This window comes from Roseateles sp. T103, assembly GCF_057219915.1.
In genome coordinates, this window is record NZ_JBXVVS010000001.1 from 793,660 (window position 1) to 806,878 (window position 13,219).

Annotated in this window: 16 protein-coding genes; 8 read left to right on the forward strand and 8 right to left on the reverse strand. The window is 66.4% G+C overall.

What is annotated here, in order from left to right; genetic code table 11:
- Positions 1-142 precede the first annotated feature (142 nt).
- The 6 genes from AC2EBS_RS03480 to AC2EBS_RS03505 all read left to right on the forward strand — a co-directional run bounded on the left by AC2EBS_RS03480 (position 143) and on the right by AC2EBS_RS03505 (position 3,566).
- Complete coding sequence (locus tag AC2EBS_RS03480; RefSeq protein WP_484726980.1) at positions 143-538, forward strand: YciI family protein; 396 nt, start codon at positions 143-145, stop codon at positions 536-538.
- Positions 539-647: 109 nt separating this feature from the next.
- Positions 648-1,160, forward strand: coding sequence for a VOC family protein (locus AC2EBS_RS03485; protein WP_484726981.1), 513 nt, complete (start codon positions 648-650; stop codon positions 1,158-1,160).
- A gap of 75 nt (positions 1,161-1,235) precedes the next feature.
- Entirely contained in the window at positions 1,236-1,388 is a 153-nt protein-coding gene (locus tag AC2EBS_RS03490) for a hypothetical protein (protein WP_484726982.1), read from the forward strand.
- Positions 1,388-1,825: a YciI family protein gene (locus AC2EBS_RS03495; protein ID WP_484726983.1), complete on the forward strand. Its 438-nt coding sequence runs from the start codon at positions 1,388-1,390 to the stop codon at positions 1,823-1,825. Before AC2EBS_RS03490 ends, AC2EBS_RS03495 begins: the two co-directional genes overlap by 1 nt.
- Positions 1,826-1,852: 27 nt before the next feature.
- A complete protein-coding gene (locus AC2EBS_RS03500) occupies positions 1,853-2,263 on the forward strand; it encodes a VOC family protein (RefSeq protein ID WP_484726984.1) in 411 nt (136 codons plus the stop codon).
- A 25-nt stretch (positions 2,264-2,288) separates the two neighbouring features.
- On the forward strand, positions 2,289-3,566 hold the full coding sequence (locus AC2EBS_RS03505) for an RNA polymerase sigma factor (RefSeq protein ID WP_484726985.1): 1,278 nt from the start codon (positions 2,289-2,291) through the stop codon (positions 3,564-3,566).
- A 111-nt stretch (positions 3,567-3,677) separates the two neighbouring features.
- Here AC2EBS_RS03505 and AC2EBS_RS03510 read toward each other — a convergent pair whose 3' ends face one another.
- The 8 genes from AC2EBS_RS03510 to AC2EBS_RS03545 all read right to left on the reverse strand — a co-directional run bounded on the left by AC2EBS_RS03510 (position 3,678) and on the right by AC2EBS_RS03545 (position 11,680).
- Positions 3,678-4,271, reverse strand: coding sequence for a discoidin domain-containing protein (locus AC2EBS_RS03510; protein ID WP_484726986.1), 594 nt, complete (start codon positions 4,269-4,271; stop codon positions 3,678-3,680).
- Between the two features lie 230 nt (positions 4,272-4,501).
- Positions 4,502-5,302, reverse strand: coding sequence for a nitroreductase family protein (locus AC2EBS_RS03515; RefSeq protein WP_484726987.1), 801 nt, complete (start codon positions 5,300-5,302; stop codon positions 4,502-4,504).
- Between the two features lie 118 nt (positions 5,303-5,420).
- Entirely contained in the window at positions 5,421-8,006 is a 2,586-nt protein-coding gene (gene acnB / locus AC2EBS_RS03520) for a bifunctional aconitate hydratase 2/2-methylisocitrate dehydratase (protein ID WP_484726988.1), read from the reverse strand.
- Positions 8,007-8,047: 41 nt separating this feature from the next.
- Positions 8,048-8,452: a type II toxin-antitoxin system VapC family toxin gene (locus AC2EBS_RS03525; RefSeq protein ID WP_484726989.1), complete on the reverse strand. Its 405-nt coding sequence runs from the start codon at positions 8,450-8,452 to the stop codon at positions 8,048-8,050.
- 23 nt (positions 8,453-8,475) lie between these two features.
- Positions 8,476-8,721 (reverse strand): AbrB/MazE/SpoVT family DNA-binding domain-containing protein, encoded by a 246-nt coding sequence (locus tag AC2EBS_RS03530; protein WP_484726990.1) that lies wholly within the window; start codon positions 8,719-8,721, stop codon positions 8,476-8,478.
- 206 nt (positions 8,722-8,927) lie between these two features.
- Positions 8,928-9,449 (reverse strand): hypothetical protein, encoded by a 522-nt coding sequence (locus AC2EBS_RS03535; protein WP_484726991.1) that lies wholly within the window; start codon positions 9,447-9,449, stop codon positions 8,928-8,930.
- A gap of 163 nt (positions 9,450-9,612) precedes the next feature.
- On the reverse strand, positions 9,613-10,611 hold the full coding sequence (locus AC2EBS_RS03540) for an HpcH/HpaI aldolase/citrate lyase family protein (RefSeq protein WP_484726992.1): 999 nt from the start codon (positions 10,609-10,611) through the stop codon (positions 9,613-9,615).
- Positions 10,612-10,693: 82 nt separating this feature from the next.
- Positions 10,694-11,680, reverse strand: coding sequence for a malate dehydrogenase (locus AC2EBS_RS03545; RefSeq protein ID WP_484726993.1), 987 nt, complete (start codon positions 11,678-11,680; stop codon positions 10,694-10,696).
- Between the two features lie 247 nt (positions 11,681-11,927).
- On the opposite strand from AC2EBS_RS03545, the gene AC2EBS_RS03550 reads away from it, so the two are divergent.
- Together AC2EBS_RS03550 and sdhC are read left to right on the forward strand one after the other, a co-directional pair.
- A complete protein-coding gene (locus tag AC2EBS_RS03550; protein ID WP_484726994.1) occupies positions 11,928-12,692 on the forward strand; it encodes a GntR family transcriptional regulator in 765 nt (254 codons plus the stop codon).
- A 96-nt stretch (positions 12,693-12,788) separates the two neighbouring features.
- A complete protein-coding gene (sdhC, locus tag AC2EBS_RS03555; protein WP_484726995.1) occupies positions 12,789-13,217 on the forward strand; it encodes a succinate dehydrogenase, cytochrome b556 subunit in 429 nt (142 codons plus the stop codon).
- Positions 13,218-13,219 lie beyond the last annotated feature (2 nt).

A 13,219-nucleotide genomic window follows, 5' to 3' on the forward strand; every position in this document is an offset into this window, starting at 1 on the left:
CAGGGTCAGGTCTTGATGAATGTCAGGCGTGAGGGCGGGCGGGGCTTGGCCGCCGCAGGCTCACGCGCCGTGTAGCATCGGCTGCCAGACCCGCCCGGTCGTTCCTCTCGATCGGCCCGCTGTCCGCCGCGAGAAGCCCGCCATGACCGCCGACACCGCGCTCCACCAGGAGGCCAATGAGACCTCGTCCTACCTGCTGCTGATCGTCGAGCCGGTCGGCCAGCGCGCCACGCGCAGCGAGGCCGAGGGCCGCGAGGCCTATGCGCTGATGCAGCGCTTCGGCGAGACCATCGCCGCAGCCGGGCAGCTGGAGGCGGTGCAATCGCTGGCCTCGCTGGAGCGGGCAGCGCGCGTGCAGCAGGGCCGCGTGCTCGACGGGCCGTTTGCCGAGGCCAAGGAGATGGTGGGTGGTTTCTTCCTGCTGAAGAACGTCACGCGCGAGCAGGCCATTGCCTGGGCGCAGCGCTGCCCGGCGGCGCAATGGGCGACGGTCGAGGTGCGGCCGCTGGCGCCTTGCTACGACGACTCAAGAGGCTGAGCCATTTCGCGTGCCGCGGTTCAGGGTTTGTCCTGATCGGCGCCGGGTCGAAAACGGCAGCGCTTGTTCGTCGTCGGTGTATCAGGCAACAAGTCCAGGAGATCACCCCATGAACAGCAGCAGCATCATCAACAGCAGCGGCAGCGCCGAAGGCCGCATGCCGCGCGTCCATCCCTGTCTCTGGTTCGGCGAGCAGGCCGCCGAGCATTACCTCAGCGTCTTTCCGAATTCGCGTCTTGGCGCAATCACCCGCTACGGGTCGGGCGGCCGCATGCGCGAAGGGCTGGCGATGACGGTCTCGCTGGAGCTGGACGGCTCGATGCTCACGCTGCTCAACGGCGGACCGATGTTCACGCATTCGCCCGCCGCCTCGCTGGTGCTGACCGTGCAGAGCCAGCAGGAACTGGACCGCTACTGGCAGTCGCTCTCGGCGGTGCCCGAGGCCGAACGCTGCGGCTGCCTCAAGGACCGCTGGGGCATTCACTGGCAGGTCGTCCCGCAGCAGCTGATGGCCCTGATGCAGCAGCCCGACAGCCCCGGCAAGCGGCGCGTGGGCGAGGCGCTGATGCAGATGCGCAAGATCGAGCTGCCGACCCTGCTCGCCGCCTATCACGGCCACTGAGCGCCTCTGTGGCACGGCCCCGAGCTGCCGTTGCCACTGGCTTCCTTCGTCCCCTGCTTCCAAAAGGAGAACCCCATGTCGACCGCCATGTGTTCTGTCGTCCATTTCGAAATGCCCTATCGCGACGCCGCGCGCACGATGCGCTTCTACGCCGCAGCCTTCGGCTGGCAGCTCCAGCAGCTGGGTGCCGAGATGGGCGAGCCGGCGCCGTGCAAGGAGGCGCAGTGATGAGATTCATGATCATCGTGAAGTCCTGTGCCGAGTTCGAGGCCGAGCAGCAGCCCGAGGCGCCACCCGAGCTGCTGGCCGAGATGGCGGCCTTCCACGAGGAGCTGGCGCGTGCCGGCGCGCTGCTCGACGGTTCGGGTCTGCACCCGAGCCGCATGGGCTGGCGGGTGCATTACGGGCCCGACGCCGGCCCCGACGGGCGGCGCATCGTCGACGGCCCATTTGCCGAGGCCAAGGAGCTGATCGCCGGCTACACCCTGATCCAGGTGCGCTCGCGCGAGGAGGCGCTGGAATGGTCGCGGCGTTTTCCGAACCCGGCCGGCGCGGGCAAGGAGGCGGTGATCGAGCTGCGCCAGCTGATCGAACTCGACGAGTTCCCGCCCAGCGCGGAGATCGAGCGCATGCGCCAGCTCGATGCCGAGCGCAAACCGTCCTGATCACGCCACCGAGGAGACACCGACATCATGCTGCGCCAGATCTTCGTCAACCTGCCCATCGCCGACATGGCGCGCTCGCGCGCCTTCTTCGAAGCACTGGGCCTGAGCTTCAATCCTCGTTTCACCAACGAGCAGGGCGCCTGCCTGCAGATCGCCGAGAACATCTACGCGATGCTGCTGGTCAAGCCCTTCTTCCAGGGCTTCACGCCGCGGCCGGTGGCCGATGCCAACAGGGCGACCGAGGTGCTGATCGCGCTGTCCTGCGACAGCCGCGAGGAGGTGCAGGCGCTGGTGGCCAAGGCCGTCGCGGCGGGCGGCGCCACCTACGCCGAGCCCAAGGACTATGGCTTCATGTTCCAGCACGGCTTTGCCGATCCGGACGGCCATCTCTGGGAAGTCTTCTACATGGACGAGAACGCGGCGCCGGCGCAGCTGTGAGCGCGGCCTGAGCGATCATCGCCGCATGTCCAGCACGGTACGCGACACGCTGAATGCCATCTGGCGCCTGGAGTCGGCGCGCATCGTCGCCACCGTGGCGCGGCGCGTGCACGAGCTTGGCGTGGCGGAGGAACTGGCGCAGGACGCCTGGCTGGCCGCGCTTGAGCACTGGCCATGCGATGGCGTTCCGGACAATCCGGCCGCCTGGCTGATGACGGCCGCGCAGCACCGAGCGCTGGACTATCTGCGCCGGCGGAAGATGGCCGCGGCACGGGAGGAGTCGCTGGCGCAGGACCTGGTGGCGATGCAGTCCGACCATCAGCGTGACCATAGCGAGGGCCTGGACGCGCGCCGCGAGCGCGAGGCGACGCTGGGCGACGACCTGCTGCGGCTGGTCTTCTGCGCCTGCCATCCGCTGCTTGGCATCGACGCGCGCGTCGCGCTGACGCTGAAGGTGGTGGCGGGCCTGTCCACCGAGGAGATCGCCCGTGCCTTCCTGGTCAGCGAGGCCACGATGGCGCAGCGCCTGGTGCGCGCCAAGCGCGCGCTGGCCGAGGCGCGCGTGCCTTTCGAGCTGCCACGCCGCGAGGCGGCTCTGGCTGAACGTCTGTCCGCCGTGCTGGAGGTGGTCTACCTGATCTTCAATGAGGGCTACACCGCGACACGCGGCGAGGACTGGATGCGCAGCTCGCTCTGCGACGAAGCGCTACGCCTGGCGCGCATGCTGACGCAGCTGGCGCCGGCTCAGCCCGAAGCCTGGGGACTGCAGGCCCTGCTGGAGATCCAGGCTTCGCGCAACGCGGCACGTGTCGGTGCGCAAGGCGAGCCGGTGCTGCTGGCCGAGCAGGACCGCCAGCGCTGGGACCGCCTGCTGATCCGTCGCGGGCTGGACGCGCTGGCGCAGGCCGAGCGGCTGGCGACCCAGCCGGGCTCGTACCAGCTGCAGGCCGCGATCGCGGCCTGCCATGCACGCGCCGCCCGTGCGCAGGACACCGACTGGGTGCGCATCGCCGCGCTCTATGCCGAGCTGATGCGCGTCGCGCCATCGCCGGTGGTCGAGCTCAACCGCGCGGTGGCGGTGTCCATGCACCAGGGGCCGGCGGCGGGCTTGGCGATCGTCGAGCGTCTCACTGAGGAGCCGGCGCTGGCGCGCTACCACTGGCTGCCGGCGGTGCGTGGCGACCTGCTCGCCAAGCTGGGTCGGCACGCCGAAGCACGCCAAGCCCTTCTCGCCGCGGCGGCATTGGCCGGGAACGAGCGTGAGCGGGACTTGCTTCAAGGCAGGGTGGAGTCATTGACCTAAACGGCTAGCTGAATGGACGTGCCAGTGGCTTGGCCGCAACCAGGGAAGTCCGCAGCAAACGGGTCCTGAGAAAGATGCCGGCCACCGGCGCCGAGCGCCGATCGAGCGGTCTCAGGCTTCGCGGCGACCGCGACTTCCCCGCTGGAAGGCCATGGCCGCGAGCGCGAGACCGATCAGCGAGACCGTGGCCGGCTCGGGCACTTGGGCCGGGTTCTCGCCATTGATCTCCATCTCGTACAGGTGCGCCCAGTGCGTCCCGCCAGTCACTTGGAATGCCGCATAGCGCATCGACGCATTCACCGCCACCTCGTCCCACCATGCATCGCCGGCGTCATCGGTCAAGCGACCGGTCTTCAGCTGCCACCAGGTGGACTGATCGGTGCTGACCAGGAACTCGTAGTCGATGTAGAACCCGGGGCCGTACTGCTCCAGATCGCGGCTCTTCAGCACGACGTTGGAGACGTGATACGCCGCGCCCAGATCCACCAGCAGCCAGTAGGGGTTGCGCGGGTCGGACCAGCCCGCGGCGGACCAGTTCGTCGTCGGGTCGCCATCGATGGCCTTGCCGGCATTCCAGTTGGGCGCGTACTCGCTGTTGCTCGTCGCGGTCGTGCCGGGATTCAAGGCCAGGTTTGCCGCGTTCGCGACAGGCGCGGCGCTGATGAGAACACAGGCGCACAGGCCAAGCGCCAGTCTTGCAGTCACGGGTTTCATCGATCCTCCAGAGTCAGCGTCAATCTCAGGGCAGGGCAGGGCAGTCTGGCGCCGGCTGCGCTGCGGGTACTGATTCGAGTCTCCAGCGGCCCGAGCTCGCCGGCTTGAGCAGGATCAGACGCGGTCTGGTGGATCCCGCAATTGCGGGGGGCTCATGCTGCAGTGGTGCGACGGTCGAAGGCCTGTCGCCTTGCTGCGAGCAGGTTCGTCGCGGCCCAGAGTCAATCGCGTGGGCTGTTGTTCATGAAGCCTTGCCGGTTCAGCAGCGCCAGCAGGTCACGTGAGCTGCGCTGCAGGGCGGCGGGTGAGTACTTCAGCTCCGAGGTATAGAACTGCGCCAAGGACGTGATGCCGTGCTGGGCCCAGGTCTGCCGAGCGTCGGCGCTCAGGCTCTGGTAACGCTGCAGCCCGCGCTGGTCGCGCTGGGCATACAGGTCTGATATCGCCTCCGGACTCGCGCGCCGATAGCGTTCGTGATGCACATACGCGGCCAAGGGCAGGCGATCGCGCGGCTCAGGCTGCTCATCAGGCCAGCCGATCACCAGGCTGGTCACGGGCAGGGTGCCTTCGGGCAGCTCCAGATAGTCTGCGATCGGTGTCGCTGCGTTGAGCGTGGTGCCCAGGTAGCAAATGCCCAGCCCCTGCGCTTCGCAGGCCAGGGCCACGCTCTGGGCAAGGATGATCGCGTCGAATGCCGCAACCAGGAAGCCGTGGAAGTTGTCGAAATTGTCGCGCGCCTGGTGCAGGGCCAGCCAGTCGCGGGTGCGCCGGGTCTCCGCACAGAAGGTCAGCAATACCGGTGCTTGCCGGATCATGGTCTGCTCGCTGTGCAAGCGGCAGAGCTCGGCCTTTCGCACGGGGTCGCGTGTCTCGATCACGCAGTAGGTGTTGAGGTTGCCAGAGCTCGAGCTGCCGGTGATGGCGGCCTGCAGAATGTCCGTGAGCAGTGAAGGCGGCACCTCGTCAGGCTTGAAGGCACGAATGGAGCGATGTGCGCGCATCAGGTCGAGCATTTCGGTCATGGAGTCATCTCCTGTGTTCGGTCAGGGCCGCGCCGCGTCCTGACGAGACGGCAAAGAAAAGGCCCGCACGCGGCGGGCCAGGGCAAGTGCAGGATCACCCGCAGGTGATCGCGCCGCTTCAGACGCTCTTGGCGACTTCGGCGTATTCCTCGATCTGGTCGAAGTTCATGTAGCGGTACACGCTGGCGGCATCCTTGTTGATGATGCCCATCGCCTCGTGGTACTCGGCCAGCGTCGGGATGCGGCCCAGCTTGGAGCAGATCGCAGCCAGCTCGGCCGAGCCCAGGAACACATTGGTGTTCTTGCCCAGACGGTTGGGGAAGTTGCGGGTCGAGGTGGACATCACCGTAGCGCCTTCCTTCACCTGCGCCTGGTTGCCCATGCACAGCGAGCAGCCCGGCATCTCGGTGCGCGCACCGGCGGTGCCGAAGGCGGCGTAGTGGCCTTCCTTCATCAGCTCGCTCTGGTCCATCTTGGTCGGCGGGGCGACCCACAGCTTGACCGGGATGTCGCGCGCGCCGCCCAGCAGCTTGGCTGCCGCACGGAAGTGGCCGATATTGGTCATGCACGAGCCGATGAAGGCCTCGTCGATCTTGGTGCCAGCCACTTCGGACATGAACTTGGCATCGTCCGGGTCGTTCGGGCAGCAGACGATGGGCTCCTTGATGTCGGCCAGATCGATCTCGATCACGGCGGCGTACTCGGCGTCCTTGTCGGCCTCGAGCAGATCGGGCTTGGCCAGCCAGGCTTCGACCTTCTCGATGCGGCGCTGCAGGGTCTTCGCGTCCTCGTAGCCGTCGGCGATCATGTTCTTCATCAGCACGACGTTGGAGCGCAGGTACTCGATGATCGGCTCCTTGTTGAGCTTGATCGTGCAGCCGGCGGCCGAGCGCTCAGCCGAAGCGTCGCTCAGCTCGAAGGCCTGCTCGACCTTCAGGTCCGGCAGACCTTCGATCTCCAGGATGCGGCCCGAGAAGATGTTCTTCTTGCCGGCCTTGGCGACGGTCAGCAGACCGGCCTTGATCGCGTACAGCGGGATCGCATGCACCAAGTCACGCAGCGTGACGCCCGGCTGCATCTGGCCCTTGAAGCGCACCAGCACCGACTCGGGCATGTCCAGCGGCATCACGCCGGTAGCAGCGCCGAAGGCCACCAGGCCGGAACCGGCCGGGAAGGAGATGCCGATCGGGAAGCGGGTGTGCGAGTCGCCGCCGGTGCCGACGGTGTCGGGCAGCAGCAGGCGGTTCAGCCAGCTGTGGATCACGCCGTCGCCCGGGCGCAGGGCCACGCCGCCGCGGCTGCTGATGAAGGGCGGCAGCTCGCGGTGCATCTTGGCATCCACCGGCTTCGGATAGGCCGCGGTGTGGCAGAAGGACTGCATCACCAGATCGGCCGAGAAGCCCAGGCAGGCCAGGTCCTTGAGCTCGTCGCGGGTCATCGGGCCGGTGGTGTCCTGGCTGCCGACCGTGGTCATCTTGGGCTCGCAGTAGGTGCCCGGGCGGATGCCCTTGCCCTCGGGCAGGCCGCAGGCACGGCCGACCATCTTCTGCGCCAGCGTGAAGCCCTTGCCGGTGTCCTTCGGTGCCACGGGCAGGCGGAAGGTGGTGGAGGCGGGCAGGCCCAGGGCCTCGCGGGCCTTGGCGGTCAGCGAGCGGCCGATGATCAGGTTGATACGGCCGCCGGCGCGCACTTCGTCCAGCAGCACCTGGCTCTTCAGCGCGAACTCGGCGACGACGGCGCCGTTCTTCTCGATCTTGCCGTCATAGGGGTAGATGTCGATGACGTCGCCCATCTCCAGCTTGGAGACGTCCACTTCGATCGGCAGCGAGCCCGAGTCTTCCTGCGTGTTGAAGAAGATCGGCGCGATCTTGCCGCCCAGCGTGACGCCGCCGAAGCGCTTGTTCGGCACGAAGGGAATGTCCTGGCCGGTGGCCCAGATCACCGAGTTGGTGGCTGACTTGCGCGAAGAACCGGTGCCGACCACGTCGCCCACGTAGGCGACCAGGTGGCCCTTCTTCTTCAGGTCCTCGATGAACTGCATCGGGCCGCGCTTGCCGTCTTCCTCGGGCTTGAAGGCCGCGTCGGGGCGGGTGTTCTTCAGCATCGCCAGGTAGTGCAGCGGGATGTCCGGGCGGCTCCAGGCGTCGGGAGCGGGCGACAGGTCGTCGGTGTTGGTCTCGCCGGGCACCTTGAAGACGGTGACGGTGATCTTCTTCTCGACTTCCGGGCGGGAGGTGAACCACTCGGCGTCGGCCCAGCTCTGCATCACTTCCTTGGCCTTGGCATTGCCGGCCTTGGCCTTGGTGGCGACGTCGTTGAAGTAGTCGAACATCAGCAGGGTCTTCTTCAACCCTTCAGCGGCGACGCCAGCGACTTCGGCGTCGTCCAGCAGCTCGATCAGCGGATGCACGTTGTAGCCGCCGACCATGGTGCCCAGCAGCTCGGTGGCCTTGGCCTTGGAGATCAGGCCGACCTTGATGTCGCCATGCGCCACGGCAGCCAGGAAGCTGGCCTTGACCTTGGCGGCATCGTCCACGCCCGGCGGCACGCGGTGGGTCAGCAGATCCAGCAGGAAAGCCTCTTCACCGGCGGGCGGGTTCTTGATCAGCTCGATCAGCTCGGACACCTGCTTGGCGTCCAGCGGCAGCGGCGGAATGCCGAGGGCGCGGCGCTCGGCTTCGTGTTGGCGGTAGGCTTGCAACATGGCTTCTCCTTGGTGGAACTGGCTGGCGGAGTGGTCAATGATCATGCCAGTTTGGGCACGATCAGTTTCAACCCCTTGAAATAGTCGCGAAAGAACGAGTCGTCGGCGGTGATCAGGCCGCTGCACTGCAGCAACGCATGGGCGCCGACGATGAAATCGGGAACGGTGCGCTGGCGTTCGCCGCCGCGCTTGCGGTAGCGGCGCTGCATCTCGCCGGCGCGCACCGCGGCGCGTTGCTCGACGGCGCTGTAGACGATGCCCATCTCCTCGAGCACCTGCATCGCCTGATCGCCATCATGCAGCGAGGAGCAGACCTCGGAGACGACGACGTCGCAGACCACCACCGGTCCCTTGGAGAGCGCCTCGCGCAGCGCCGCCTCGGCCAGGTCGGCGCGGGGGCTGTCGCTGAGCAGGTCGACGAGCACGGAGGAGTCGATGGCGATCATGAGGAGGCCCTGCCCGTGAGCCTTCAGCGCTCGACCGGATCGCCCGGGGCGCGGCCGCGCACGGCGCGCATTGCATCGTCCACCGACTCGAAACCGTCCAGCTTGAAGCGACCACGCGCACGAGAGATCGCGTCGTCGACGTTCTTGCGCAGGATGATGCGTCCGCCATCAAGCTCGACCTTGAGCGTCGTGCCCTTGGTCAGGCCCAGTGCGTCGCGCACGGCTTTGGGAAGCGTGATCTGTCCGCGCTCGGCGACAGTGGCTTCCATGGCGGTCTCGGTGCGAGGCATGAGCGTGCGGTACGACCCGAAAAGTATGTATTGATTATACGTACTCGAGCTCATCTACCAAGCGTCGCGCAAGCCTGAGAAGCGCGGATGGTCATGCACCGCCATGAAGCACAAATGCAACGGGAGGCCCAGGCCTCCCGTGTTGTGGACGCGACCGATGCGGGCGCGTCGAGCGGGTCCGCGGCTTACTGCCTGCTGCCACCCGGGGCGATGCCGATGCCCGCTTCGGCGCTGGGCGCTGCGTTGGCCACCGGGCGCTGTTCCTCGTGGAGGCAGCTGTCCACCATGCGCTGGCCCAGCTTGCTGTTCATCAGCATGGATTTGCTCGGGATCTGCAGCCACACGATGCCGGCGCGCTTGTCCTCCAGTCGCACGGCACCGGTGGTGGTCGGCTCGGGCGAGAGGTTGTAGACCATCTTGTTGAATTGCAGGCGGAAGCGGCCCGGCTTGTCCGGATGCGGTGTGACGCTCACCTTCTGGTTGAACTCGCACTGGGCTTCGCCCTGATGGACGCGCTGCGCGGCGGCGAGCTGCGCCTCGCTCAGCTGCTGATCCTCTTCCGGGGCGGCGACAGGTGCAGGCTTGGTGACCTTGGCGGCCAGGCGGTTCTGCGGCTTGGCCTTGGTCTCGACCGAGGCCTGGGCAGGCAGCGCGAGCAGCGCAGCAGTCGTGATGATGCAGGGCAGGGCGGTAAGGCGATGGCGCATGGTGCGGATCCTCGTTCAAGCCGGAGCGGATTGTCCCCGCTGCGCATGGGCCAGTCACTGGCGTTTGCGAGCATCCCGGGACGGCTCAGCTGTAAGCGTGAACCGAAGCAGCCCTGCTGTAAAGCGACAGTTGTATCGGCTGGTCAACGGAGGAAACCGTCGGTCAGGCACCGTCGAACCAGTTGCGCTTCACCTCGGCGGGCAGTTCCTGTCCGGTGCGATGGGCGCGTTCCAGCACCTGCCAGAAGTAGCGGTAGCTGGCGCGGTCGTGGAGTGTGTCGCGGTGTTGGATAGGCGCCCAGTGTGCGGCCTGGGCCGCATGGATGATTTCGATGGCTTCGTCGATCTCGGCCACGCTGGGTGCGAAGGCCTCGATGATGGGTTCGATCTGGTTGGGGTGGATGCTCCACATGCGCGTGTAGCCGAACTCACGCGCGGCTCGGGTGGCGGCTTCCTGGATGGCGCTTTTGTGCTTGAACTCGGTTACCACGCAATGCGAGGGCGTCTTGCTGTTGGCATGTGCCGCGGCAGCGATCTCGAGCTTGGCTCGCACCACCAGGGGGTGGCTGAACTGGCCCTGTGCGCTCATGCCGGCGCGTGGGATCGCGCCGCGATGGGCCGAGACGAAGTCCATCAGACCGAAGGACAGCGACTCGATACGCGGGTGTGCGGCGATCTGCCAGACCTCGTGCAGCGCGCCGTGCGTCTCGATCAAGGTGTGCACCGGCAAGGGCTTCTTGATGCCGTGGCGCTGCAGCGCGGCATCGATGGCGCTACAGGCAGCGCGCACCTCGGCGGCGCTGCGCGGCTTGGGCACCATCAGGTAGGCCAGCCGTTCGCCGGCCTTGCCGATCAGCGTGTCCACATCGGCTTCGAAGCAGGCGTGGTCCAGCGGGTGCACGCGCGCACCGATGCGGCCGAAGCGGTTGTCGCTGCTCGTCACCAGCTCGGCCACCATCTGCGCATGCTGGGCCTCGGCGCCGATTGGTGCGCCGTCCTCGCAGTCCAGCGTGATGTCGAACAAGGGGCCCATCTGCTGCTGCAGCTCCATGCTCTTGCGCATGCGCAACTCGACGCCGCAGTAGTGGTCGACCACCGGCAGCACGGTGGCGGCGTCGCCTTCCTCGAACAGGGCCAGCTTGGGATGCAGGGTGTTGCTCATGCGGTACGGATGGGATCCAGCAATGACAAAGGGCCGGCATGGCCGGCCCTTCAGTGTCGCTCAGAAAGCGCCAGCGAACGACTTACAGCAGGTGCTTGACGCCGTCCTTCTCGCCTTCCAGCTCGGCCAGGGTCTTGTTGATGCACTCTTGCGAGAAGGCATCGATGGGCAGGCCCTCGACAATCTTGTACTCGCCGCCTTCGCAGGTGACGGGGTAGCCGAACATCACTTCCTTCGGGATGCCGTATTCGCCGTTGGACGGGATGCCCATCGTGACCCACTTGCCGTTGGTGCCCAGGGCCCAGTCGCGCATATGGTCGATGGCTGCGTTGGCGGCCGATGCGGCCGAGGACAGGCCACGAGCGGCGATGATGGCGGCACCGCGCTTGCCGACGGTCGGCAGGAACACGTTGGCGTTCCAGTCGTGATCATTGATGGTGTCCTTGACCGACTTGCCGTTCACCGTGGCGAAGCGGTAGTCGGCGTACATCGTCGGCGAGTGGTTGCCCCACACGCACAGCTTCTCGATGTCGCCCACGGCGCAGCCGATCTTGGTGGCGATCTGCGAGGCGGCGCGGTTGTGGTCCAGACGCAGCATGGCGGTGAAGTTCTTGGCCGGCAGGTCCGGGGCCGACTTCATCGCGATGTAGGCATTGGTGTTGGCGGGGTTGCCGACGACCAGCACCTTGACGTTGCGCGAAGCCACGGCGTTCAGGGCCTTGCCCTGGGCGGTGAAGATCTGCGCGTTGGCAGCCAGCAGGTCGGCGCGCTCCATGCCGGGGCCGCGAGGACGGGCGCCGACGAGCAGCGCGTAGTCGGTGTCTTTGAAGGCGCTCATCGGGTCGCTGTGGGCCTCGATGCCGGCCAGCAGCGGGAAGGCGCAGTCTTCCAGTTCCATGATCACGCCCTTCAGCGCGTTCTGGGCCTTCTCGTCAGGGATCTCCAGCAGCTGCAGGATCACGGGCTGGTCCTTGCCCAGCATTTCGCCGGAAGCGATACGGAACAGCAGGGCATAGCCGATCTGGCCGGCGGCGCCGGTGACGGCAACGCGAACGGGTTTCTTGCTCATGGAGATCTCCGGAATGGGATGGAAGTGAAGCTGCTCGGCGCTCGCGCGGGCCACGGCCCTCCCGGCGCTGTGGGCGCCAAGTGTAGGCCAGAGCGAGGGCAATTCCCGGCTTGACCGTCGCGCGCAATCGCGGTTGCCCGAGATTATGCGTGTTGCTTTGCACAAAACTGACGCTCTTATGTCTTATACAAGACAGCAGTCGGCTATTGCTGGACTGCCCTGCTGGCTTGTGCTGCAATGCCGGCCGATGTCCGCCTCCTCCGTCCTGCCGGGCGACGCCGTACGCGTCGAAGCCGGTCCCTCCTTCAGCCCTCTGTACCGACAGATCAAGGGGCTGATCATCACCAGCCTTCAGGGTGGCGAATGGAAGGCGGGCGAGGCAATTCCCAGTGAGCTCGACCTGGCCGCGCGCTTCGGCGTCAGCCAGGGTACGGTGCGCAAGGCGGTGGACGAGCTGGCTGCGGAGAATCTGTTGGTGCGGCGCCAGGGCAAGGGCACTTTTGTTGCCACCCATGCCGAGCAGCAGCAGCAGTACCGCTTTCTGCGCCTGATGCCTGACGAGGGGCAGGATCCAGGTCTTGGGCGCCAGCTGCTCGACTGCCGCCGTCAGCGTGCGCCGGCCTGGATTGCCAAGCAGTTCGGCTTGCGCGCCGGTGCGGCCATGGTCGAAGTGCGGCGCATTCTGCACAAGCAGGGCAGTCCGGTCGTGCTCGACGACATCTGGCTGCCTGGCGAGCTGTTCAAGGGGCTGACGACCGAGCGCCTAGAGCGCCATCGCGGGCCGTTCTATGGACTGTTCGAGGCTGAGTTCGGTGTGCACATGATCCGGGCGCAGGAGAAGATCCGCGCCGTGGCTGCTGATGCAGAGTCTGCAGCCCTGCTGCAGGTGCCGCAGGGCACGCCGCTGCTCAGCGTGGACCGACTTTCTTTCACCTATGGGGACAAGCCGGTGGAGTTGCGGCGCGGTCTATATAACACCGCCACGCACTACTACCGGAATGACTTGAACTGAGGCAATGACGCCAGTGCGGCAGGGACGAATTTCGCTCGGTGACGTGCTGCGTTGCAATAAAATCTATCGGTTTCATGTTGATTACAAAGGTCGGGTATGACAGAGATTGCTAAGAAGCGACCGGTCTATCGCAACATCCATGTGACGCAGATCGTCTCGTACCGTCTGCCGCCCGCAGGCATCGTGTCGATCCTGCATCGCATCAGCGGCATGCTCATGTTCGTGCTGCTGCCGCTGGTGATCTGGATGTTCGATAACAGCGTCACCTCGGAGGTCAGCTACGGCGCCTTCACCAATGCCTTCGTCGCCGGCATCGGCTTCGTGCCTGGCTGGTTCGTCAAGCTGGTCAGCCTGGGCTTGATCTGGGGCTATCTGCATCACTTCATCGCCGGCGTGCGCCACCTGTGGATGGACGCGACGCACAGTGTCAGCAAGGCGCAGGGTCATAGCAGCGCGCTGGCGACGCTGGGCCTGAGCGTGGTGCTGACCGTTGCGCTGGGCGCCAAGCTGTTCGGCCTGTACTGACC

Excerpts from the sequence above, each read along its gene's own strand:
- AC2EBS_RS03545 (WP_484726993.1), bottom strand. The coding sequence starts at position 11,680 with ATGAGCAAGAAACCCGTTCGCGTTGCCGTCACCGGCGCCGCCGGCCAG.
- AC2EBS_RS03485 (WP_484726981.1), top strand. The coding sequence starts at position 648 with ATGAACAGCAGCAGCATCATCAACAGCAGCGGCAGCGCCGAAGGCCGC.
- AC2EBS_RS03480 (WP_484726980.1), top strand. The coding sequence starts at position 143 with ATGACCGCCGACACCGCGCTCCACCAGGAGGCCAATGAGACCTCGTCC.
- AC2EBS_RS03540 (WP_484726992.1), bottom strand. The coding sequence starts at position 10,611 with ATGAGCAACACCCTGCATCCCAAGCTGGCCCTGTTCGAGGAAGGCGAC.
- AC2EBS_RS03525 (WP_484726989.1), bottom strand. The coding sequence starts at position 8,452 with ATGATCGCCATCGACTCCTCCGTGCTCGTCGACCTGCTCAGCGACAGC.
- AC2EBS_RS03500 (WP_484726984.1), top strand. The coding sequence starts at position 1,853 with ATGCTGCGCCAGATCTTCGTCAACCTGCCCATCGCCGACATGGCGCGC.
- AC2EBS_RS03530 (WP_484726990.1), bottom strand. The coding sequence starts at position 8,721 with ATGGAAGCCACTGTCGCCGAGCGCGGACAGATCACGCTTCCCAAAGCC.
- AC2EBS_RS03515 (WP_484726987.1), bottom strand. The coding sequence starts at position 5,302 with ATGACCGAAATGCTCGACCTGATGCGCGCACATCGCTCCATTCGTGCC.
- AC2EBS_RS03550 (WP_484726994.1), top strand. The coding sequence starts at position 11,928 with ATGTCCGCCTCCTCCGTCCTGCCGGGCGACGCCGTACGCGTCGAAGCC.
- acnB (WP_484726988.1), bottom strand. The coding sequence starts at position 8,006 with ATGTTGCAAGCCTACCGCCAACACGAAGCCGAGCGCCGCGCCCTCGGC.
- AC2EBS_RS03505 (WP_484726985.1), top strand. The coding sequence starts at position 2,289 with ATGTCCAGCACGGTACGCGACACGCTGAATGCCATCTGGCGCCTGGAG.
- AC2EBS_RS03495 (WP_484726983.1), top strand. The coding sequence starts at position 1,388 with ATGAGATTCATGATCATCGTGAAGTCCTGTGCCGAGTTCGAGGCCGAG.
- AC2EBS_RS03535 (WP_484726991.1), bottom strand. The coding sequence starts at position 9,449 with ATGCGCCATCGCCTTACCGCCCTGCCCTGCATCATCACGACTGCTGCG.
- AC2EBS_RS03490 (WP_484726982.1), top strand. The coding sequence starts at position 1,236 with ATGTCGACCGCCATGTGTTCTGTCGTCCATTTCGAAATGCCCTATCGC.
- sdhC (WP_484726995.1), top strand. The coding sequence starts at position 12,789 with ATGACAGAGATTGCTAAGAAGCGACCGGTCTATCGCAACATCCATGTG.